Origin of the sequence: Paenirhodobacter ferrireducens (genome assembly GCF_004022265.1) — a bacterium.
Classification (GTDB): Bacteria; Pseudomonadota; Alphaproteobacteria; order Rhodobacterales; family Rhodobacteraceae; genus Rhodobacter; species Rhodobacter ferrireducens.
The window spans coordinates 51714-73559 of sequence record NZ_SAVB01000001.1; the positions used below are offsets into that span (position 1 = coordinate 51714).

Here is a 21846-nt window from a genome sequence, read left to right on the forward strand (position 1 = left end):
TTTTCAGGACCAAAGTGAACAGGCCCGCGTTTCGAGGAGGAGCGCAGATGTTTCAGGAAACCCTCACCGCTCAACCCGTGATCGAGGCCGGCCGCTTCGTGCTGCGCCCGCTGCGCCGCTCGGACGCCGGGCTGATCTCGATGTACACGGCCGATCGCCGCGTCGCCGAGGGCACCCGCGCCATCCCGCATCCGCTGCCGCCCGGGGCCGCCGAGAACTTCGTCGCCCGCGCCATGGCCGAGAAGCGGACGGAGGATGTCTGGGCGATGGACGGCTCGACGCACGGTCTGGCCGAGGTGCTGGGCATCGTCTCGCTGACCCGGGTCGAGCCCGACCAGTCCGAGGTCGGCTTCTGGGTCGGGCCGGGGTTCTGGAACACCGGCTTCGCTTCCGAGGCGGTGGCCGCGCTCGTCGCGGCGAACCCGCACAATTCGCGCACTCTCTTTGCCGAGGTGTTCCAGGATAACCCGGGTTCGGCCCGTGTCCTGACGAACTCGGGCTTCGAATATCTGGGCGATGCCGAAAGCTGGTCGGTGGCGCGGGGCGGCCGGGTGCCGACCTGGACCTATCTGCGCAAGATGGGCTGAGGGCAGACGGGAGGGCGCTGCCCTCCCGGACCCTCCCGAGGTATTTATGGCAAGATGAAGGGTGGGTCTCTTTCATCTTGCCATAAATACCTCGGGGGTGTGGGGGCGGCGCCCCCACGCGTGGCTTGAAGAATGCGGCGTGCCGGCGTAAACGGACGCCTTGCAAACAGGGACGACCGCCGATGAAATTCCTCGACCTCGCCAAAGTCTACATCCGCTCCGGCGCCGGTGGCGGCGGCTCCGTCAGCTTCCGCCGGGAGAAGTTCATCGAGTTCGGTGGACCTGACGGCGGTGACGGCGGCAAGGGCGGCTCGGTCTGGGCCGAGGCGGTCGAGGGGCTGAACACGCTCATCGACTTCCGCTATCAGCAGCATTTCTTCGCGCAGAACGGCCAGCACGGCATGGGCAGCCAGCGCACCGGCGCGGATGGCGATGACATCGTCCTGAAGGTGCCGGTCGGCACCGAGATCATCGACGAAGACGAGGAAACCGTCCTCGCCGATCTGACCGAGCCGGGCAGCCGGGTGCTGCTGGCGAAGGGCGGCAATGGCGGCTGGGGCAACCTGCGTTTCAAGAGCTCGACGAACCGTGCGCCGTCGCGCGCGAACCCGGGACAGGAAGGGGTCGAGCGCACGCTCTGGCTGCGGCTCAAGCTGATCGCCGACGCGGGGCTTCTGGGCCTGCCGAATGCCGGCAAGTCGACCTTCCTTGCCGCGGTCTCGAACGCGCGGCCGAAGATTGCCGATTACCCCTTCACCACGCTGGTGCCGAACCTTGGCGTCGTCGGCATCGACGGCAAGGAATTCGTCATCGCCGACATTCCCGGCCTGATCGAGGGCGCCTCCGAGGGGCGGGGGCTGGGCGACCAGTTCCTCGGCCACGTCGAGCGCTGCTCGGTGCTCCTGCATCTGGTCGACGGCACTTCGTCGACCCTGACCAAGGATTACCGCACCATCATCGGCGAGCTCGAGGCCTATTCGCCGGACCTCGCCGAGAAGCCGCGGGTGACGGTGCTGAACAAGGTCGACGCGCTCGATCCGAAGACGCTCTCGAACCGCAAGCGGGCGCTCGAGAAGGCGTCGGGCGGGCCGGTTCTGCTGATGTCGGGCGTGTCGAAGCAGGGCGTGAACGAGGTGCTGCGCAAGCTCTGGGCCGAGATCTCGGAGGATCGCGCCGGCGAGGAAGAGGTGACGCCGTGGCGTCCCTGAAGCCGGATGTGCGGGCCGCCTCGCGGCTGGTGATCAAGATCGGCTCGGCGCTGCTGGTGGGGGAGGGCGGTCTCAAGACCGACTGGCTTGTCGCGCTGGCCGAGGACGTGGCCGCGGCGCGGGCGCGCGGCGCGGATGTGGTGCTGGTCTCCTCGGGCTCGATCGCGCTCGGTCGGCGGGTGCTCGGTCTGCCGGCAGGGCCGCTGGCGCTCGAGCAGAGTCAGGCTGCGGCGGCGGTGGGGCAGATCCGCCTTGCCCGCGCCTATGAAGAGGTTCTGGCCCCGCATGGGGTGACCACGGCGCAGGTGCTGGTGACGCTCGAGGATACCGATGACCGGCGCCGCTATCTGAACAGCCGCGCCACGATGGAGACGCTCCTTTCGCTCGGCGTCGTGCCGATCGTGAACGAGAACGACACCGTTGCCACCGACGAGATCCGCTTTGGCGACAACGACCGGCTGGCAGCGCAGATCGCCGTCACCGTGGGGGCCGATCAGCTGATCCTGCTGTCGGATGTCGACGGCTTCTATACCGCGAACCCGAAGGAAGACCCGGGCGCCGAGCGCTTCGAGATCGTCGAGCATATCTCGCCCGAGATCGAGGCGATGGCGGGCGACCCGATTTCGGGGCTGTCGAAGGGCGGGATGAAGACGAAGCTTCTGGCGGCGAAGACCGCGGTCGCCGGCGGTTGTGCCATGGCGATCATGGAAGGCTCGGTCGCGCGGCCGCTTTCGGCGCTGGCCGAGGGCGCGAACAGCACCTGGTTCCTGCCCGAGGGCGACCCGCAGGTGGCGCGCAAGCGCTGGATCGCGGCGATGAAGCCGCGCGGCGAGATCTTCGTCGATGCGGGCGCGGTCGAGGCGCTGATGTCGGGCAAGTCGCTGTTGCCGGCGGGCGTCACCAAGGTCGTGGGCACCTTCGGCCGTGGCGAGCCCGTGGCCGTTGCCGGCCCCGATCGGGCGATCCTGGCGAAGGGGCTGGTGCGCTATACCGCCGAGGAGGCGCACAAGATCGCCGGTCACCGTTCGCGCGAGATCGAGGAGATCCTCGGCTATCCGGGGCGGGCGGCGCTGATTCACCGTGACGACATGGTGGTGGGCTGATCCGGCCCCGCCGGCCGCGAGGGGCGATGACGCGCCCCTCTCCCGAGCGTGATTTGCAGCGCCCGCCCCGGTGGCGGGCGTTTCGCTGTCAGGGCCTTGGCGCGGCACGAAATCCGGCCCGCGGTGCAGCCGGGGGATGCCGCGCAACGCACCGAAATCACGTGGAATTCATCGCTTTCACCAGGGTCGATCACGGCCGATCAAATGGCGAGGCCCCCCCTGCCGGCACGGCCGGAGGACGGCTAATCTGATCTCCGAAGCCTGGGTCTGTCGGGTGGCGCCGTGCCATTGACGCGACCGGCCATGAAGGTTTCGTCCCACCGGCCCGCCGCACACAGGGGCCGGCTTCACGGAGCAGATCATGCGTTCCATCCTTCTTCCCGTCGTCACCGCTCTCGCGCTCGGCTCGGCCTCGCTTGCCATGGCCGCGGGCGCGACCACGACCGACGGCACGATCAAGTCGATCGACAAGAAAGCGCATTCCGTCACGCTGTCGGATGGCAGCACCTACAGCATGCCGAAGACGGTCAAGCTGAAGGCGTTCAAGGTCGGCGAGAAGGTCGCCGTCACCTGGGAACAGAAGGGCAAGGTGAACGAGGCCACGGCGCTCGTCGCCGTCAAGGGCTGAGGCCCGGAGGGGGGCGGAGGCCGCGCGGCCTCCGCCCCCTTTGCTCACTTGGCGATGCGGTCGAGCACGCGGGCCCAGCTGCGGATGCCCTTGTGGAACGACTTCACGTCGTATTTCTCGTTCGGCGAATGGATCGCGTCATCGTCATTGGCATAGCCGATCAGCATCGCGTCCATGCCGAGGATCGACTTGAAGTAATAGGCGATCGGGATCGAGCCGCCCATGCCGACGATCACCGCCTCGCGGTTCCACTCGTCCGACAGCGCCTGACGCGCCGCCTCGAACTCGGGGCGGGCGGTGTTCATCACCGCGGCCGGCGCACCGTCGAGATCGCTGTCCCAGGTGACGCGGGCATCGACCGGCAGATGCGCCTCGACATGGCGGCGGACCGCCGCGCGGACCTTCGCCGGGTCCATGTCGCCCACCAGCCGGCAGGTGATCTTGCAATGCGCCTCGGCCGGGATCACGGTTTTCGAGCCTGCGCCCTGATAGCCCCCCCAGAGGCCGTTGATCTCGAGCGTCGGGCGCGCCCATTGCTGTTCGAGGGTCGAATAGCCCGCCTCGCCATGGGCGACGGTCATGCCGGCATGGGCGAGATACTCGGCCTCGTCGAAGCCGCAGTTTTCCCACTGCCGTTTCAGCTCCTCGGGAACCTCGTGCACGCCCTCGTAGAAGCCTTCGACCGCGACGCGGCCGTCCTCGTCGTGGAAGCTCGCGATCAGCTTCGAGATCTCGCGCAGCGGGTTCAGCGCCGGGCCGCCGTAATGACCCGAATGCAGGTCGATGCGCGGGCCGTGCAGGGTGAACTCTTCCTTCAGCATACCGCGCAGCTGGCCGGCGATCGAGGGCACGCCGGGCGAGACCATCGAGGTGTCGCAAATGAGCGCAAGGTCGCAGCTCAGCTCGTCCTTGTTCGCCTGCAGGAAGGGGATGAGCGAGGGCGAACCCGATTCCTCTTCGCCCTCGAAGAAGATCGTCAGGTTGCCGGGCAGGGTGCCGTTCACGTCCTTGTAAGCGCGGCAGGCCTCGAGGAAGGTCATCAGCTGCCCCTTGTCGTCCGAGGAGCCGCGGCCGCGGATCACCGGGCCGTTCGCGGTTTCCTCGATCGCCGGGTCGAAGGGCTCGCGCGTCCACAGGTTCAGCGGGTCGACCGGCTGCACGTCATAATGGCCGTAGAACAGCAGGTGCGGGCCCGGGCCCTCGTGCCGCGCCACCACCATCGGGTGGCCGGGGGTGGGCCGGATCTCGGCCTTGAAACCGAGCGAGGTCAATTCCTTGACCAGCCAGTCGGCGGCGCGGGCGCAATCGCCCTTCCACGCCGGATCGGTCGAGATCGAGGGGATGCGCAGAAGCTCCATCAGGCGGTCGATCGCCTGCGGCAGCTCTGCGTCGATGCGGGTGAGAACGGCGTCAATGGTCATGCGTGCCTCCTGTATCGGCGCACCCTAGCACCGGGGGCGGCACTGTCCAGTGCGCCCGGGCAGGAGTGGAGGCATCTGCACCTTTGGTCGGGCTTGGCCGGGCGGGGCAGGGTGCGCGACAATTTTTCGCTCCCATCCGGGCCGTTTGACCTCTATCAATGCGGCCACGCGACACAGGCCGCTAAGGCAGACCCAGCGAACCAGGCAAGGGAAACGGAAATGGACTACGATCTCGCGCTCGATCAGGCGATCCAGAAGCTGCACGACGAGGGCCGCTACCGGGTCTTCATCGACATCGAGCGCGAAAAGGGCGCCTTCCCGAAGGCGATGTGGACGCGCCCCGACGGCTCGAAGAAAGAGATCACCATCTGGTGTGGCAACGATTATCTCGGCATGGGCCAGCACCCGGTGGTGCTTGCGGCGATGCACGAGGCGCTTGATGCCACCGGCGCGGGCTCGGGCGGCACGCGCAACATCTCGGGCACCACGGTCTATCACAAGCAGCTCGAGGCGGAGCTTGCCGACCTGCATCAGAAGGAAGCGGCGCTGGTGTTCTCGAGCGCCTATATCGCCAATGACGCGACGCTCTCGACGCTGCGGGTGCTGTTCCCCGGCCTGATCATCTATTCGGACGCGCTCAACCACGCCTCGATGATCGAGGGGATCAAGCGCAACGCCGGCCCGAAGCGGATCTTCCGCCACAATGACGTCGCCCATCTGCGCGAGCTGCTGGCCGCCGACGATCCGGCGGTGCCGAAGCTGATCGCCTTTGAATCGGTCTATTCGATGGATGGCGATTTCGGCAAGATCACCGAGATCTGCGATCTCGCCAAGGAATTCAACGCGCTGACCTATCTCGACGAGGTGCATGCGGTCGGCATGTATGGCCCGCGCGGCGCCGGTATCGCCGAGAAGCTGGGCGAGATGGGCCGCATCGACATCTTCAACGGCACGCTCGGCAAGGCCTTCGGCGTCTTCGGCGGCTATGTCGCGGGCACGGCGAAGATGATGGACGCGCTGCGCTCCTATGCGCCGGGCTTCATCTTCACCACCTCGCTGCCGCCAGTGATCGCCGCGGGCGCCGCCGCCTCGATCGCCTTCCTGAAGACCGCCGCCGGGCAGGAGCTGCGCGACAAGCAGCAGCTGCATGCCAAGATCCTGAAGATGCGGCTGAAAGCGCTCGGCATGCCGATCATCGACCATGGCAGCCACATCGTGCCGGTGGTGATTGGCGACCCGAAGCACACCAAGGCGCTCTCGGACATGCTGCTCGAGGAATTCGGCGTCTACGTGCAGCCGATCAACTTCCCGACCGTCCCGCGCGGCACCGAGCGGCTGCGTTTCACCCCCTCGCCGGTGCACGATCTGCAGCAGATCGACCACCTTGTGCGCGGGATGGACATGCTGTGGTCGCGTTGTGCGCTGAATCGCGCTGAGGCGAGTGCCTGAGGCATTTTCTGCGTGTGCACGGCTCTCCGCCTTGTGATAGGAAATGACCATGAATCGCGGACGGGGATCGCGATTCGAGAAACTCAGGAACTTGAAGGCAGGATCGGGCACATGATCGGGCGGAGGATTGCTCCTTCGACGCAGGAAGAGGACAAGCCGAAAGGCTTCGATGACTTCGAGCTGCGGCTTGGCGACGTGATGCGGGGCGAGCGCGCGACGCTCGCCAAGTCGTTGCTTGACGTGCAGCGCGAGCTGCGCATCAAGGCGGCCTATATCGCCGCGATCGAGAGCGGCGATGTCGCGGCCTTCGAGACGCCCTCCTTCATCGCGGGCTATGTGCGCTCCTATGCGCGCTATCTGGGCCTCGACCCGGACTGGGCCTTCCGCCGCTTCTGCGCCGAGGCGGGCTTCCAGCCGACGCATGGCATGGCCGCCGCCGCCTCCGGTCCCAAACCGCAGCGCCGCCCGGCCGATGTGGCCGAGGCGCTGGCCAATCCGAACGCCACCTTCGTGCCGAAGACCGAGGCGTTCTGGACCAAGATCGAACCGCGGGCCGTGGGCTCGGTGCTGGTTCTGGCGCTGGTCGCCGGCGGCATCGGCTATGGCGGCTGGACCGTGCTGCAGGAAGTGCAGCGCGTGCATCTCGCCCCGGTCGACCAGACCCCCGGCGTGGTCGCCGAAATCGACCCGCTGCAATCGGTGACCCCGGTGCAGACCGCAGACAACGACATGCCGCCCTCCGCCCCGGCGCCCGAGGCGCTCGACCGGATCTACCGGCCGCAGACGCTCGACGTGCCGGTGCTGATCGCCCGTGACGGCCCGATCGCCGCGATCGACCCGAATCAGGTTGGCGTGCTGGCGGGCACCGGCGTCGCGCCGGCGCAGACCGCCGTGGCCCAGGTTCAGGCGGGCACCGTGCCCGCCGGGCAGGGCGTGCAGATGGCCGCCGCGACCCCAGTGCAGCCCGGCCCCGATGGCGCCGTGGTGCGCACGCTCGGCGCCGATGTGCCGGCGGTCGAGGTGCTGGCGGTGCGGCCCTCCTGGGTGCGGATCTCGGCGGCGGATGGCTCGGTTCTGTTCGAGAAGGTGATGGACGCCGGCGAGCGCTACATCGTGCCGAAGCTGGAAGAGGCGCCGGTGATGCGCGCGGGCGAGTCGGGGGCGATCTATTTCGCGGTGAACGGCATCGCGCATGGCCCGGTGGGCAAGCGTGGCGAGGTGACGAAGAACATCGTGCTCTCGCCCGAGGCGCTCGATCAGAAATACGCCGTGGCTGACATCACCGCGGATGGCGATCTGGCGAAGATGACCGCCGTTGCCGATGCGAGCGCCCTGGTGCCCGCCGCCGCGGAGCAGGCGGGCGAGTAAGCGCCGCGCATGATGCGAAATCCCTTCGGCCGTTGCCCTCGGGCAGCGGCCGCTCTATGTCTGGGGCAGCAATCGGAGGCCCGACATGTCGCTCAATCCCATCCGTCCCTGGCGCAACATTGAACGCCGCAAATCGCGGCAGATCATGGTGGGCAAGGTCCCGGTAGGGGGCGATGCGCCGATCTCGGTGCAGACGATGACCAATACCGACACCTCGGATGTGAAGGCGACGCTCGATCAGGTGCTGCGCGCGGCCGAGGTCGGCGCCGACATCGTCCGCGTCTCGACCCCGGACGAGGCCTCGACCCGGGCGCTGAAGGAGATCTGCCGCGAAAGCCCGGTGCCGATCGTCGCCGACATCCATTTCCACTATCGCCGCGCGATCGAGGCCGCCGAGGCCGGCGCCGCCTGCCTGCGCATAAACCCGGGCAACATCGGCGACGAGCGTCGGGTCAGGGAAGTGATCCGCGCCGCCAAGGACCATGGCTGCTCGATCCGGATCGGGGTGAATGCCGGCTCGCTCGAGAAGCATCTGCTCGAGAAATACGGCGAGCCGTGCCCCGACGCGATGGTCGAAAGCGCGCTCGAACATATCCGCATCCTCGAGGACAACGACTTCCGCGAGTACAAGGTCTCGGTGAAGGCCTCGGACGTGTTCCTTGCCGCCGCCGCCTATCAGGGCCTCGCCGAGGCGACCGACGCGCCCATCCACCTTGGCATCACCGAGGCGGGCGGGATGATTGCCGGCACGGTGAAATCGGCGATCGGGCTGGGCAACCTCTTGTGGATGGGCATCGGCGACACGATCCGCGTCAGCCTCTCGGCCGATCCGGTCGAGGAGGTGAAGGTCGGCTTCGAGATCCTGAAGTCGCTCGGCCTGCGCACCCGCGGCGTGCAGATCATCTCCTGCCCGAGCTGCGCGCGGCAGGGCTTCGACGTGATCAAGACGGTCGAGGTCCTTGAGAAGCGGCTTGAACACATCAAGACGCCGATGAGCCTCAGCATCATCGGCTGCGTGGTGAACGGGCCCGGCGAGGCGCTGATGACCGATATCGGCTTCACCGGCGGCGGCGCGGGGGCGGGCATGGTCTACATGGCCGGCAAGCAGAGCCACAAGCTGTCGAACGAGCAGATGGTCGACGAGATCGTGCGCCTCGTCGAGGAGCGCGCGGCACGGCTCGAGGCCGAGGCTCAGGCGGCCGAGGCTGCGGCCCAGTAAAGGCCGCAGGGGACGGCAAATCCCCGCCGGTTCCCGCGAAGCACCTGAAATCATTGTGACGGCCGTCTCCGGAACGGGGGCGGCCGTTTCCCGTTTCTCCTTCACATCGCGGCGCGCACAGCCGCCGCCACAAGGAGGACAGCAGATGTTCAACCGTTCGACCAGGATCTTCGCCCTTGCGGGTCTCGGCCTCGTCACCGCCGCCGGGTCGGCCGCGGCGCTGCAGGCCGTCGTTGCCGCGCCCGTCACCCTTTACGCCGCCCCCGCCCCGGGGGCGCAGGCGGTGGCCGATGCGCCGGCTGCCACCGCGCTCACCGTCGAGGGCTGTCTCGCCGACGCGCCCTGGTGCGAGGTCACCTATAACGGCGTCGCGGGCTGGGCCCCGGCGGGCCAGCTCGGCGTGCAGAGCGGCGACAAGATGGTGATGCTGTCCGAGCGTCCGGCGGGCGTCACGGTGAAGACCGTGACCTATCAGACCGGCACCAAGGAAGGGCAGGGCGCCGCGGCACTTGCCGGGGTCGGCTCGGGGGCTGCCGCGGGGGCGGCGATCGGCGGGCCGGCGGGCGCCGTGGTCGGGGCGCTTCTCGGCGGCGTCGCCTTCGGCGAGGCGGCGAAACCCACGACCGAGACCGAGACCTTCGTCGAGAAGAACCCGGTGCCGCCGGTCTATCTCTCGGGCGATCTCGCCCCGGGCGCGGTGCTGCCCGACACCGTCACGCTCGTCCCGGTGCCCGACAGCCCCTATGCCTATGTGAACGTGAACGATCACCCGGTGCTGGTGACCCCCGACAACCGCCAGATCGTCTATATCGTGAACTGACCGCAGGCCTCCCCCGGCATGGCATGACAAAGGGGCGCAAACCTGCGCCCCTTCTGCCTGCGTCCAGTTGCCCCAAATATCCCGGGGGGAGCCCGGGACACGGGCGGGGGGCAGCGCCCCCCCCCCTTCGCCGTCTCAGCCGCGCTGCTCGGCGACGATCTTCGCCATCGCCTCCTCGGGGGCATAGCCGCGCAGCATCTCGTTGCCGATGATGAAGGTCGGCGTGCCCGAGATGTTCATCCGCTCGGCGAGCTGGTGGTTCGCACGCAGCACCGCCGTCACCTCCTCGGTGTTCATCTTCTTGATGATCGCGTCGGCGTCGAACTTGTTGTCCTCGGCCAGACGCTTCAGCCCCTCGAGGCTGATGTCGCCGCGCATCCCGATCAGCGCGTCATGCACGGTCTTGTAGGCCGCATCGCCCGCCACCTGCTTCGTCGCCACCGCAAAGCGGGCGCCCAGTTCCGACTGCTGGCTCAGGATCGGGAATTCCTTCACGATCAGGCGGATGTTGCCATCCTTCTTGAGCAGGTCCTCGACCTCGGGGAAGGCCTTCTTGCAGTAGGTGCACTTGTAATCCATGAACTCGACGATGGTCACGTCGCCCTCGGGATTGCCGCCGACCCAGCTGAAGCCATCCTCGAAGATGTCCTTGGCATTGGTGTCGACGAGGGTCTTGTCGTTCTCGACCGCGGCAGCCTGCTGACGCTCCTCGAGCACGTTGATCGCCTCGACCAGAACCTCGGGGTTCTGCATCAGATAGTCCTTCACCGCCTCGCCGAAGGCGGCCTTCTCCTCGGTCGTCATCTTCGACAGATCGAGCGCGCCCGCCGGTGCGGCAAGCGCCGTGGAGAGGGCAAGGGCGGACAGCAGCGTGCGGGTCATCGGATCATCCTTTGTGTCGCCCCGGGGAAGCGGGGCAGGTCGCGGCCACACTGGCCAATCGGGCGGGCAGGCGCAAGGGGGCGGGCGCGCCGGTGCAGGGAGCAAGGCCAGACCCCGAGGCACCGACCATTGACCCCGGGCCCGGGCCGTCCTATCGCCCCTTAAGGATTTTCAGGATGGAGCAGGGACATGCGCTTCTCAACCCGTGGTCAGGTCGATCCCTTTATTGTGATGGACGTGATGGAAGCCGCCCGCGCCGCCGAGGCCGCCGGCCGGCGCATCATCCACATGGAGGTGGGCCAGCCCTCGACGCCCGCGCCCGCTGCGGCGCGCAAGGCGCTTGCCGCGGCGCTCGATGAGAACCCGCTCGGCTATACCGTCGCGCTCGGCCTGCCCGATCTGCGCGCGGGCATCGCGGCGCTTTATGCCCGCTGGTATGGTGTCGATCTCGACCCCGGCCGGGTGATCGTCACCGCGGGCTCCTCGGGCGCCTTCCTGCTCGCCTTCTCGGCGCTTTTCGATGCGGGCGACCGCGTCGCGCTTGGCGAGCCGGGCTATCCGAGCTATCGCCAGATCCTGCGCGCGATGTCGGTGACCCCGGTGGGCATGCCCACCAGCGCCGAAAACCGCTATCAGCCGGTGCCTGCCGACATCCCCGAAAACGTGCAGGGGCTGATTGTCGCCTCGCCCGGCAACCCCTCGGGCACGATGCTCGGCAAGCCGGAGCTTTCCGCGCTGATGCAGGCGGCCTCGGCGCGCGACATCGCCTTCGTCTCCGACGAGATCTATCACGGCCTCGATTACGAGGGCCGCGCGATCAGCGCGCTCGAGGTCTCGGACGAGGCCTATGTGATCAACTCCTTCTCGAAATACTTCTCGATGACGGGCTGGCGCGTCGGCTGGATGGTGGTGCCCGAGGACCACGTCCGCACCGTCGAGCGGCTGGCGCAGAACATGTTCATCTGCCCGCCGCATGCGAGCCAGGTGGCGGCGCTTGCCGCTCTTGGCGCGATCGACGAGCTCGAGGCGAACCGCGCCGTCTATGCCGCGAACCGGCGGCTGATGCTCGAGGGGCTGCCGAAGGCGGGCTTCACCGAGATCGCCCCGCCCGATGGCGCCTTCTACATCTATGCCGACGTGTCCGATCTGACCGGGGACAGCCGCGCTTTCGCCGCCGAGATCCTCGACAAGGCCGGTGTCGCCGTCACCCCGGGGCTCGACTTCGATCCGGCGCGCGGCCACCGCACGCTGCGCTTCTCCTATGCGCAGGGCACCGCCGAGATCGAGGAGGGGCTCGCCCGCCTCACCGCCTTCATGGCGGCGCGCTGAGCGGTTTCGCGCCGCATCGGCCCGCGCTATAGTCGCCCGAAAAACGGAGCAGGCATGACACGCATCCTTCGGCTTTTCGCGGCGCTCTGGCTCGGGCTCGCGGGGCTCGCCACGGCGCAGGAGACCGGGCTTTCGGCGCTGGCCCGGCTCGAGCCCGGGCGCAGTTCGGTCACCACGTCCGGTCAGGCGACCGAGGTCGCGCTCGGCCTGACCCAGGCGGTGCCGTTCCGCGCCTTCCTGCTCGACGCGCCGCCGCGCCTTGTCGTCGATTTCCGCGAGGTCGATTTCTCCGCCGGCCGCGCCGGGGCGCTGGCGGACAAGGGGTTGATCGGCACCGTCCGCTGGGGCCGGTTCCGGCCGGGCTGGTCGCGGCTGGTCGCGGATCTGTCGGGGCCGGCGCGGATCGACACCGCGGTCGAGGAGACCGGCGAGGCGCCGCGCGTCGTGCTGCGCCTTTCGCCCGTCGCCGCCGAGGATTTCGCCGCCCGCGCCGGCGCGCCCTCTTCGGCGCTATGGGACCTGCCGCAGCCCGCCGCGACCGAGCCGCCGCATCGCCGCCAGGATGGCAGCGCGCCGCTGAAGGTGGTGATTGATCCGGGTCACGGCGGCATCGATCCGGGCGCCGAGGCCGACAACCTGAAGGAAGCCGTGCTGACGCTGACCTTCGCGCGCGCGCTGAAAGAGGCGATGACGCGCGCCGGCATGCAGGTCATCATGACCCGCGAGGAAGATGTCTTCGTGCCGCTGGAAACCCGGATCACCGTCGCGCGCGCGGCGGGGGCCGATCTTTTCCTGTCGCTCCATGCCGATGCGCTCCCCGAGGGCGATGCCACCGGCGCGACCGTCTATCTGCTCGACGACAAGGCCTCGGACGAGGCGTCGCAGAAACTCGCCGAGCGGCACGACCGCGCCGACCTGCTCGCGGGCGTCGATCTTGATGGCCATGACGATGCGGTGGCGGGGGTGCTGATGGATCTTGCCCGCACCGAGACCCAGCCGCGCGCGCTGCGCGCCAGCCAGGTGATTGCCGGCGCGATCAAGTCGGCGCATCTGCGGATGCACAAGCATCCGGTGCAGACGGCGGATTTCTCGGTGCTGAAATCGCCCGACATCCCCTCGCTGCTGATCGAGCTCGGCTTCCTGTCGTCCGAGGCCGACCGCCAGCGCCTGCTCGATCCGACCTGGCAGGCGCAGATGGCGCAGGCGATCACCCGGGGCGTCGCGACCTGGGCCCAGGCCGATGCGGCCGAGGCCCGGCTGTTGCGCCAATAACCGGCCGGGCAGGGGGGGCAGCGCCCCCTGCCTTGGCCGTCATTTCGCGCCGTAAAGCGGCACCGTCGAGATCGACATCTTCGCCGAGCCCTCGACCACCTGGTTCGCATGGGTGAGATAGATCAGCGTCTGGTGATCCTCGTCATAGATGCGCGTCACCCGCAGGCTCTTGAAGATCAGCGAGCGGCTTTCGGAGAATACCTTTTCCCCCTTCGGCCCGCGCGCGATGTCGCCAAGCGTGATCGGCCCGGTCTGGCGGCAGGCGATCGAGGCGTTCGACGGGTCCTCGAACCAGTTGCCCTGTTTCAGCCGGTCGAAGATCGAGCGGTCGAAATAGGAGACGTGGCAGGTCACGCCCTGCACCTTCGGGTCCTCGATCGCCTCGATGACGATGTCGTTGCCGGTCCAGTCGACGCCGACGCGGCCGACCTCCTCGGCGAGGGCAGGGGTGGCTGCGAGGGCGATCAGGGCGGCGGCGGTCAGGGCACGCATGGAAACCTCCTTGGTTTTCCCGAAGATGGGGGCGCGGGGGCGGGGGCGCAACCGGTTCAGCCGCCGGGGCAGAGGGTCTCGCAGGGCACGCCGTCCCCGTCGCGGTCGAGCTTGCCGCCCCAGGAGCAGTTCTCGAGCAGCCAATAGGCTTCTTCGCAGCTTTCAATGGTCTTCGAACAGGTCTTGCGCGGGCTGCATGACCATGACTGTGCCAGCCGCGGGATCGGGTGCCAGCCCGAGGGCCAGTGCCGCCGCCAGTGCCGTCATCATCGCCAGGTCCTCCGTCCGTCCCCTTTCAATGCCTGCTGCGCGCCTTCGGCAAGGTCCGCGCGATGGGACGCAGCGTCGCGGGGGCTTGACGCGAATCGCCGCCTCCCCATAAATGAACGAGTGTTCAATAATCGGAGGGGAGGCCGATGTTCGCAGGTTCCATGCAGTTCGACCTGGGCGAGGACGTCAATGCGCTGCGCGAGATGGTGCACGGCTGGGCGCAGGAGCGGCTGGCGCCGATCGCCGCGGCCGTCGATCGCGACAACGTCTTTCCGGCCGAGCTCTGGGCCGAGATGGGCGCGCTTGGCTTGCTTGGCATCACCGTGCCCGAGGAATACGGCGGCTCGGGGATGGGCTATCTTGCCCATGTCATCGCCACCGAGGAGATCGCGCGCGTCTCGGCCTCGATCTCGCTCAGCTACGGGGCGCATTCGAACCTCTGCGTGAACCAGCTGAAGCTGAACGGCTCGGCCGAGCAGAAGGCGAAATACCTGCCCGATCTCGTTTCGGGTGCCAAGGTCGGTGCGCTCGCGATGTCGGAATCCGGCGCGGGCTCGGATGTCGTCGGCATGAAGCTGCGGGCCGAGAAGCGCAACGGCTACTATGTGCTCAATGGCCACAAGTACTGGATCACCAACGGCCCCGATGCCGATACGCTGGTGGTCTATGCCAAGACCGACCCCGAGGCGGGCTCGAAGGGCATTACCGCCTTCATCGTCGAGAAGGGGGTCAAGGGGTTCTCGACCTCGAAGCATTTCGACAAGCTCGGGATGCGCGGCTCGAACACGGCACAGCTGTTCTTCGAGGATTGCGAGGTGCCGTTCGAGAACGTGCTCGGCACCGAGGGCAAGGGCGTTCGGGTGCTGATGTCGGGGCTCGATTACGAGCGCGTGGTGCTCTCGGGCATCGGCACCGGCATCATGGCAGCCTGCCTTGACGAGGTGGTGCCCTATGCCAAGGAGCGCCAGCAGTTCGGCCAGCCGATCGGGAATTTCCAGCTGATGCAGGCGAAGATTGCCGACATGTATGTCGCGATGAACACCGCCCGCGCCTATACCTACGAGGTCGCGAAGGCCTGCGACAAGGGGCTGGTCACCCGGCAGGATGCCGCCGCGACGGTGCTCTATGCCTCGGAACAGGCGATGGTGCAGGCGCATCAGGCGGTGCAGGCGCTCGGCGGGGCCGGGTTCCTCAATGACTCGGTGGTCTCGCGGCTCTTCCGCGATGCGAAGCTGATGGAAATCGGGGCTGGCACCAGCGAAATCCGCCGTATGCTGATCGGACGTGAAATCATGGAGAAAGCCTGATGCGTTCGATGCTTGCCGCCGTTCTTGCCCTGACCCCCGCCCTTGCCGCCGCGCAGGATCTGCCACCGTCGGCGACCGAGGGGCTCGAGGAAACGGTGCGCGCCTGTTTTGCCGACTACAATCCCTATGCCGGCGGGCCGAGCTGCCTTGGCCAGGCGGCGCAGGGCTGCACCGCCGCGGCGGGCGACACGACGGTCGCTATCGTCGCCTGCATCGGGGCCGAGACGCTGGTCTGGGACGATCTGCTCAACACCGAATACAAGGCCCGCCGCGCCGAGCTGACGGCGCCCGGGCTGAACGACAAGCTGCTCGCCGCACAGCGCGCCTGGATCGCCTTTCGCGATGCCGAATGCGGGCTCGAGGTCGCGCGCTGGGGCGATGCCTCGGCCAGCCGGATCGTCGGGGCGAATTGCATGATGGAAATGACCGCCGCGCGCGCGGCGCAGCTGCGAGACAAGAAGGCACAGGAATGAAGCTGACCTCCTCCGTCCTGCCCTCCTCCGAGGGCTTCCGCGCCAACCGCGCGGCCCATCTCGAGATGCTCGAAACCGTGCGCGCGGCGGCGATGGCGGCCGCCGCGGGGGGCGGGCCCGAGGCGACGGCGCGCCATGTGGCGCGCGGCAAGATGGCGCCGCGCGAGCGGGTGGCGGGGCTTTTGGACCCCGGCTCGCCCTTCCTCGAAATCGGCGCGACGGCAGCGCACGGCATGTATGACGGCGCCGCGCCGGGGGCGGGCGTCATCGCCGGCATCGGCCGGGTGATGGGGCTCGAGGTGATGGTCGTGGCGAATGACGCCACGGTGAAGGGCGGTACCTATTACCCGATGACGGTGAAGAAGCATCTGCGCGCGCAGGAGATCGCCGAGGACTGCAATCTGCCCTGCGTCTATCTGGTCGACAGCGGCGGCGCGAACCTGCCCAACCAGGACGAGGTCTTCCCCGACCGCGACCATTTCGGCCGGATCTTCTACAACCAGGCGCGGATGTCGGCGAAGGGCATCGCGCAGATCGCGGTGGTGATGGGCAGCTGCACCGCGGGTGGCGCCTATGTGCCGGCGATGTCCGACGTGACGATCATCGTGAAGGAACAGGGCACGATCTTCCTCGCTGGCCCGCCCTTGGTGAAGGCGGCGACCGGTGAGGTGGTCACGGCCGAAGACCTCGGCGGCGGCGATGTGCACACGCGTCTTTCGGGCGTGGCCGATTACCTCGCCGAGGACGACGCCCATGCGCTGGCGCTCGCCCGCCGGGCGGTCGGAAACCTGAACCGGGCGAAGCCCGCGACGGTGCAGTGGCAATCGCCCGAGCCCCCGGCCTATGACCCCGAGGAGATCCTCGGCCTTGTGCCGGCCGATCTGCGCACCCCCTACGACATCCGCGAGGTGATCGCGCGCGTGGTCGACGGGTCGCGCTTCGACGAGTTCAAGGCCCGCTTCGGCGAGACGATCGTGACCGGCTTTGCCCATCTCGAGGGCTGCCCGGTGGGCATCGTCGCGAACAACGGCGTGCTCTTCTCCGAGGCCGCGCAGAAGGCCGCGCATTTCATCGAGCTTTGCTCGCAACGCGGCATCCCGCTGATCTTCCTGCAGAACATCACCGGCTTCATGGTCGGCCGCAAATACGAGAACGAGGGCATCGCGCGCCACGGGGCGAAGATGGTGACCGCCGTCGCGACCACCTCGGTGCCGAAGATCACCATGCTCGTCGGCGGCAGCTTCGGCGCCGGCAATTACGGCATGGCGGGGCGCGCCTATTCGCCCCGCTTCCTGTGGAGCTGGCCCAATTCCCGGATCTCGGTGATGGGCGGCGAGCAGGCGGCGGGGGTGCTTGCCGCCGTGCGCCGAGAGGGGATCGAGCGCAAGGGCGGCAGCTGGTCGGCCGAGGAAGAGGCCGAGTTCAAGCGCCCGACGATCGAGATGTTCGAGCGCCAAAGCCACCCGCTCTATGCCTCGGCGCGGCTGTGGGACGACGGCATCGTCGATCCGCGCAAGACCCGTCAGGTGCTCTCGCTCAGCCTGCAGGCGAGCCTGTGCGCCCCGGTCGAACCGACGCGCTTCGGCCTGTTCCGCATGTGACTTCAATGCCTCCGGCGGAGGTATTTGGAGCAAGGTGAGATCGCATTCATCTTGCCCGAAATACCTCGGGGGGCTCCGCAGGAGCGGGGGCAGCGCCCCCTCCGACATCCAAGCTTGGGAGGAGCCGATGTTTCGCAAGATCCTGATCGCCAACCGCGGCGAGATCGCCTGTCGCGTCATCGACACTGCGCGCCGCATGGGCGTGGCGACCGTTGCCGTCTATTCCGAGGCCGACGCCGGTGCGCGCCATGTCGCCCTTGCCGACGAGGCCGTGCTGATCGGTGGCCCGGCGCCGCGTGACAGCTATCTGCGCGGCGCGGCGATCATCGCCGCGGCGCGGGCCACCGGGGCCGAGGCGATCCACCCGGGCTATGGGTTTCTCTCGGAAAACCCCGATTTCGTCGATGCAGTCGAAGCGGCGGGGCTGGTCTTCATTGGGCCTTCGGGCGATGCGATCCGGGCGATGGGGCTCAAGGATGCGGCAAAGGCCTTGATGGCGCAGGCGGGCGTGCCGGTCGTGCCGGGCTATCACGGCGCGAACCAGGACCCCGAGCATCTGGCGGGGGCCGCCGAGGCGGTGGGCTATCCGGTCCTCATCAAGGCGGTCGCGGGCGGCGGCGGCAAGGGCATGCGCCGCGTCGACCGGCCCGCCGATTTCGCCGCCGCGCTGGCAAGCGCGCAGGGCGAGGCGCTGACGGCCTTCGGCAACCCCGCGGTGCTGATCGAGAAATACGTCGAGAAGCCGCGCCACATCGAGGTGCAGGTCTTCGGCGACGGGACCTCGGCGGTGCATCTCTTCGAGCGCGACTGCTCGTTGCAGCGCCGCCACCAGAAGGTGATCGAGGAGGCCCCCGCGCCGGGCATGACGCCCGCGATGCGCGCCGCGATGGGGCAGGCCGCCGTGCGCGCGGCCGAGGCGATCGGCTACAGTGGCGCCGGCACGATCGAGTTCATCGTCGACGCCTCCGAGGGGCTGCGCGAGGACCGCTTCTGGTTCATGGAGATGAACACCCGGTTGCAGGTCGAGCATCCGGTGACCGAGGCGATCACCGGCGTCGATCTGGTCGAATGGCAGCTGCGCGTGGCGGCGGGCGAGCCCTTGCCGCGCCGGCAGGATGAGCTGACGATCACCGGCCATGCCTTCGAGGCGCGGCTTTACGCCGAGGACGTGCCGGCGGGCTTCCTGCCGGCGACCGGCACCCTTGCCCACCTGAACTTCGGCGCGGCGCGGATCGAGACCGGCGTGCGCGCCGGCGACACGATCAGCCCCTGGTATGACCCGATGATCGCCAAGGTGGTGACGCATGGCCCGACGCGCGCGGTGGCGCTGGCGCAGCTTGCCCGCGCGCTGGAACAGACCGAGGTTGCGGGCACGGTGACGAACCTCGGCTTTCTCGGCGCACTGGCCCGCCATCCGGGCTTTGCCGCGGGCGATGTCGACACCGGGCTGATCGGGCGCGAGATCGATGCGCTCACCGCGGCCGCCGAACCGCCCGCGGCGGCGCGCGCGCTCGCGGTGATTGCCGCGGCGGGGCTGGCCGGGGGAACCGGACCGGGCTTCAGTCTCTGGGCGCCGCTCACCCGTGCCGTGCCCTTCGAGGAGCCCGCAAGCCTTGCCGTGACCGGCCCCGGACGGGTCGCGGTGACGGTGGCGGGCACCACGCAGGACTGCGCGTTGCGCGCCGATGGCTGGTGGGTCGAGGGCGCCAAGACCGGCGCGCGGTTCCATGTCGGTGCCGACGAGGTCACCGTCTTCATGGGCGCGGCCTATCGCTTTGCCCGGCCCGATCCGCTCGCGCGTCGCTCGGAAGGGCCGGCCTCGGGGCTGACGCTCGCGCCGATGCCGGGGCTGGTGAAGGCGGTCTTCGTCGCGGCCGGTCAGGCGGTGGCCGAGGGCGACCGGCTGGCCGTGCTCGAGGCGATGAAGATGGAGCACACGATGCTGGCCGCCCGCGCCGGTACCGTGGCCGAGGTGCTGGTCGACCCCGGCGCGCAGGTCGAGGCCGGCGCGGCGCTGATCCGGCTTGCCGACGAGACCGAGGAGGAGGCCGCATGATCCGCTTGCATCACGTTCCGGGGTCGCGCTCGTTCCGGGTGCTGTGGCTGCTCGAGGAGCTCGGCGAGGTGGCCGAGCTGAAGATCTGGTCGCTCACCGACGGTAGCCTGCGCAGCCCCGAATTCCGCGCGCTTTCGCCCGCCGGGCGGATCCCCGCGCTCGAGATCGACGGGCGGGTGATCTTCGAGTCGGGCGCGATCGTCGAATATCTGACCGAGACCCGTGGCCGGCTGGCGCCGCGCCCGGGAACCCCCGAACGGGTCGATTTCCTGCAATGGCTGCATTTCGCCGAGACGCAGGCGAACATCTTGCAGAACCTGAACATCCACCACATCTTCCTGCGCCCCGAAAGCGCGCGCTCGGCGGCGCTGACGAAGCTCGACACCAAGCGGCTCGAAGTGACGATGCGGGCGATGGAGGCGCATCTTGCCGGCCGCGACTGGCTGCTCGACAGCTTCTCGGCGGCCGATGTGATGTTCGGCTTCAACCTCGAGGCGATGTTCCGCTTCGTGCGTCCCGAGGCCTTTCCGGCGCTCGCCGTCTGGGCCGAGTGCTGCAAGGCGCGTCCGGCCTATCGCCGCGCCGTGGCGAAGGGCGGGGCGAGCGCGATCTACACCCAGGATTTCTACGAGCTGAACGATGGCTGAGACGGTCGAGATCTTCGAGATGGCCCCGCGCGACGGGCTGCAGAACGAAAAGCGCCTGATCCCGACGGCGGAGAAGATCGCGCTGGTCGATTGCCTGAGCCGCGCCGGGTTCCGGCGGATCGAGACCGCCTCGTTCGTCAGCCCGAAATGGGTGCCGCAGATGGTCGACGGGGCGCAGGTGCTGGCCGGTATCATCCGCGCGCCGGGCGTGCGCTACGCGGCGCTGACGCCGAACCTGAAGGGTTATGAAGGCGCGCGGGCGGCAGGTGCGGACGAGGTGGCGATCTTCGCCTCGGCCTCCGAGGGGTTTTCGCGCGCGAACCTGAACTGTTCGATCGCCGAGAGCCTCGATCGTTTCCGTGCTGTGATGCAGGCGGCGCAGGCCGACGAGATGCCGGTGCGCGGCTATGTCTCGGTGGTCACCGATTGCCCCTATGACGGGCCGACCCCGCCCGAGGCGGTGGCCCGCGTCGTCGCGGCGCTGCGCGAGATGGGCTGTTACGAGGTCAGTCTGGGCGACACCATCGGTCAGGGTCGGGCCGAGACCGTGGCGGCGATGCTGGACGCGGTGCTCGAAGAGATGCCGGCGGACCGTCTGGCGGGGCATTTTCACGACACCGCGGGCCGGGCGCTCGAGAATATCGAGGCGTCCCTCGCGGCCGGGCTGCGGGTCTTCGATGCGGCCGTCGGTGGCCTTGGCGGCTGCCCCTATGCGCCGGGGGCGAAGGGCAATGTCGCGACCGAGAAGGTGGCCGCCTGGCTTGCCGGGCGCGGCTACGAGACCGGGCTCGACATGGAGGTGATCGGCGCGGCGGCAGAGCTTGCGCGGACAATGAGGGGGCAGGGGCAATGACCGAGACGATCCGGACCGAGATCGACGCGCGCGGTGTCGCACATCTGTGGCTGGCGCGCGCCGAGAAGCACAATGCGCTCTCGGCGCAGATGATGGACGAGATCACCGCCGCCATCGGTGCGCTTGGCGCCGATCCCGCGGTGCGGGTGGTGGTGCTGGCGGCCGAGGGGGCAAGCTTTTGCGCTGGCGGCGATCTGAAATGGATGCAGGCGCAGATGAATGCCAGTGCCGAGGAGCGCGCGGCGGGCGCGCGCCGGCTGGCGGCCATGCTCAGCGCGCTCGACCGCTGCCCGAAGCCGGTGATCGGCCGGGTGCAGGGCAATGCCTTCGGCGGCGGTATCGGCATGATGTCGGTGTGCGACGTGGCCGTCGGCGTGAGTGGCGCGCGCTTCGGCCTGACCGAGACCCGGCTCGGCCTGACGCCGGCGACGATCTCGCCCTATGTCGTCGCCCGCATGGGCCCGGCGAAGGCGCGGCGCGTCTTCATGTCGGCGCGGCTCTTCGAGGCCGCCGAGGCCGAGGCGCTGAACCTTCTGGCGCGCGTCGTCGCGCCGGAGGACCTCGACGCGGCGATCGAGGCCGAGGTCGTGCCCTATCTGAGCTGTGCGCCGGGCGCCGTCGCCGATGCCAAGGCGCTGATCCGGATGCTCGCCCCGCCGATCGACGCGGCGGTGCAGGAGGCGACCGTCGCCGCCCTCGTCGCGCGTTGGGAAACCGCCGAGGCGGGCGAGGGAATCGCCGCCTTCTTCGACCGGCGCAAACCGGGCTGGAGCACCTGAGAACACCGCCAGACCCGAGGGATTCTCTCGGGTTTGCCAAGGCTTCGGGCCCGTGCGCAGCCGCGTGCGGGCCCTTGTTCTC

Annotated in this window: 21 protein-coding genes; 17 read left to right on the forward strand and 4 right to left on the reverse strand. The window is 68.7% G+C overall.

The window, feature by feature from the left end; all coding sequences use genetic code 11:
* Nucleotides 1-47 precede the first annotated feature (47 nt).
* From EOW65_RS00280 to EOW65_RS00295, 4 genes are all read left to right on the forward strand, one after another.
* Nucleotides 48-587 (forward strand): GNAT family N-acetyltransferase, encoded by a 540-nt coding sequence (locus tag EOW65_RS00280; protein WP_128147034.1) that lies wholly within the window; start codon nucleotides 48-50, stop codon nucleotides 585-587.
* A gap of 182 nt (nucleotides 588-769) precedes the next feature.
* On the forward strand, nucleotides 770-1795 hold the full coding sequence (gene obgE, locus EOW65_RS00285; RefSeq protein ID WP_128147035.1) for a GTPase ObgE: 1026 nt from the start codon (nucleotides 770-772) through the stop codon (nucleotides 1793-1795).
* Nucleotides 1792-2898, forward strand: coding sequence for a glutamate 5-kinase (gene proB / locus EOW65_RS00290; protein ID WP_394342724.1), 1107 nt, complete (start codon nucleotides 1792-1794; stop codon nucleotides 2896-2898). Before obgE ends, proB begins: the two co-directional genes overlap by 4 nt.
* Before the next feature lie 361 nt (nucleotides 2899-3259).
* The gene (locus EOW65_RS00295; protein ID WP_128147037.1) at nucleotides 3260-3526 is read left to right on the forward strand and encodes a DUF1344 domain-containing protein; all 267 of its coding nucleotides are present in this window, start codon (nucleotides 3260-3262) and stop codon (nucleotides 3524-3526) included.
* A gap of 44 nt (nucleotides 3527-3570) precedes the next feature.
* Here the strand turns inward: EOW65_RS00295 and EOW65_RS00300 are convergent, their stop codons facing one another.
* Nucleotides 3571-4947 (reverse strand): dipeptidase, encoded by a 1377-nt coding sequence (locus tag EOW65_RS00300; RefSeq protein ID WP_128147038.1) that lies wholly within the window; start codon nucleotides 4945-4947, stop codon nucleotides 3571-3573.
* Between the two features lie 219 nt (nucleotides 4948-5166).
* Here EOW65_RS00300 and hemA point away from each other — a divergent pair, with 219 nt between their 5' ends.
* The 4 genes from hemA (at nucleotide 5167) to EOW65_RS00320 (ending at nucleotide 9803) form a co-directional block, all read left to right on the forward strand.
* Complete coding sequence (gene hemA / locus EOW65_RS00305; RefSeq protein ID WP_128147039.1) at nucleotides 5167-6396, forward strand: 5-aminolevulinate synthase; 1230 nt, start codon at nucleotides 5167-5169, stop codon at nucleotides 6394-6396.
* Nucleotides 6397-6507: 111 nt separating this feature from the next.
* Nucleotides 6508-7764, forward strand: a complete 1257-nt coding sequence (locus EOW65_RS00310; protein ID WP_128147040.1) for a helix-turn-helix domain-containing protein — start codon at nucleotides 6508-6510, stop codon at nucleotides 7762-7764.
* 85 nt (nucleotides 7765-7849) lie between these two features.
* Nucleotides 7850-8983 carry a flavodoxin-dependent (E)-4-hydroxy-3-methylbut-2-enyl-diphosphate synthase gene (ispG, locus tag EOW65_RS00315; protein WP_128147041.1) on the forward strand — a complete coding sequence of 378 codons (1134 nt, stop codon included), beginning with the start codon at nucleotides 7850-7852 and terminating at the stop codon, nucleotides 8981-8983.
* Between the two features lie 145 nt (nucleotides 8984-9128).
* Nucleotides 9129-9803, forward strand: coding sequence for a DUF1236 domain-containing protein (locus EOW65_RS00320; protein WP_128147042.1), 675 nt, complete (start codon nucleotides 9129-9131; stop codon nucleotides 9801-9803).
* Nucleotides 9804-9938: 135 nt separating this feature from the next.
* Here EOW65_RS00320 and EOW65_RS00325 read toward each other — a convergent pair whose 3' ends face one another.
* Nucleotides 9939-10685, reverse strand: coding sequence for a DsbA family protein (locus EOW65_RS00325; RefSeq protein ID WP_128147043.1), 747 nt, complete (start codon nucleotides 10683-10685; stop codon nucleotides 9939-9941).
* A 189-nt stretch (nucleotides 10686-10874) separates the two neighbouring features.
* On the opposite strand from EOW65_RS00325, the gene EOW65_RS00330 reads away from it, so the two are divergent.
* On the forward strand, nucleotides 10875-12014 hold the full coding sequence (locus EOW65_RS00330) for a pyridoxal phosphate-dependent aminotransferase (RefSeq protein WP_128147044.1): 1140 nt from the start codon (nucleotides 10875-10877) through the stop codon (nucleotides 12012-12014).
* 54 nt (nucleotides 12015-12068) lie between these two features.
* Nucleotides 12069-13286 carry an N-acetylmuramoyl-L-alanine amidase gene (locus EOW65_RS00335; protein ID WP_128147045.1) on the forward strand — a complete coding sequence of 406 codons (1218 nt, stop codon included), beginning with the start codon at nucleotides 12069-12071 and terminating at the stop codon, nucleotides 13284-13286.
* A gap of 39 nt (nucleotides 13287-13325) precedes the next feature.
* On the opposite strand, the gene EOW65_RS00340 is transcribed toward EOW65_RS00335, so the two are convergent.
* Complete coding sequence (locus EOW65_RS00340) at nucleotides 13326-13778, reverse strand: CreA family protein (RefSeq protein ID WP_128147046.1); 453 nt, start codon at nucleotides 13776-13778, stop codon at nucleotides 13326-13328.
* A gap of 56 nt (nucleotides 13779-13834) precedes the next feature.
* Complete coding sequence (locus tag EOW65_RS20180) at nucleotides 13835-13945, reverse strand: excalibur calcium-binding domain-containing protein (RefSeq protein WP_276319586.1); 111 nt, start codon at nucleotides 13943-13945, stop codon at nucleotides 13835-13837.
* A gap of 249 nt (nucleotides 13946-14194) precedes the next feature.
* Between EOW65_RS20180 and EOW65_RS00350 the strand changes: the two genes are divergently transcribed.
* The 7 genes from EOW65_RS00350 to EOW65_RS00380 all read left to right on the forward strand — a co-directional run bounded on the left by EOW65_RS00350 (nucleotide 14195) and on the right by EOW65_RS00380 (nucleotide 21764).
* Nucleotides 14195-15355: an isovaleryl-CoA dehydrogenase gene (locus EOW65_RS00350; protein ID WP_128147047.1), complete on the forward strand. Its 1161-nt coding sequence runs from the start codon at nucleotides 14195-14197 to the stop codon at nucleotides 15353-15355.
* Nucleotides 15355-15828: a lysozyme inhibitor LprI family protein gene (locus EOW65_RS00355; protein WP_113901036.1), complete on the forward strand. Its 474-nt coding sequence runs from the start codon at nucleotides 15355-15357 to the stop codon at nucleotides 15826-15828. The genes EOW65_RS00350 and EOW65_RS00355 overlap by 1 nt, the downstream gene beginning before the upstream one ends.
* Nucleotides 15825-17429 (forward strand): carboxyl transferase domain-containing protein, encoded by a 1605-nt coding sequence (locus EOW65_RS00360; RefSeq protein WP_128147048.1) that lies wholly within the window; start codon nucleotides 15825-15827, stop codon nucleotides 17427-17429. Before EOW65_RS00355 ends, EOW65_RS00360 begins: the two co-directional genes overlap by 4 nt.
* A 127-nt stretch (nucleotides 17430-17556) precedes the next feature.
* Nucleotides 17557-19485 (forward strand): ATP-binding protein, encoded by a 1929-nt coding sequence (locus EOW65_RS00365; protein ID WP_128147049.1) that lies wholly within the window; start codon nucleotides 17557-17559, stop codon nucleotides 19483-19485.
* Nucleotides 19482-20132: a glutathione S-transferase family protein gene (locus EOW65_RS00370; RefSeq protein ID WP_128147050.1), complete on the forward strand. Its 651-nt coding sequence runs from the start codon at nucleotides 19482-19484 to the stop codon at nucleotides 20130-20132. The genes EOW65_RS00365 and EOW65_RS00370 overlap by 4 nt, the downstream gene beginning before the upstream one ends.
* Complete coding sequence (locus tag EOW65_RS00375; RefSeq protein WP_128147051.1) at nucleotides 20125-20985, forward strand: hydroxymethylglutaryl-CoA lyase; 861 nt, start codon at nucleotides 20125-20127, stop codon at nucleotides 20983-20985. The genes EOW65_RS00370 and EOW65_RS00375 overlap by 8 nt, the downstream gene beginning before the upstream one ends.
* A complete protein-coding gene (locus tag EOW65_RS00380; protein ID WP_128147052.1) occupies nucleotides 20982-21764 on the forward strand; it encodes a crotonase/enoyl-CoA hydratase family protein in 783 nt (260 codons plus the stop codon). The genes EOW65_RS00375 and EOW65_RS00380 overlap by 4 nt, the downstream gene beginning before the upstream one ends.
* Nucleotides 21765-21846: the final 82 nt, after the last annotated feature.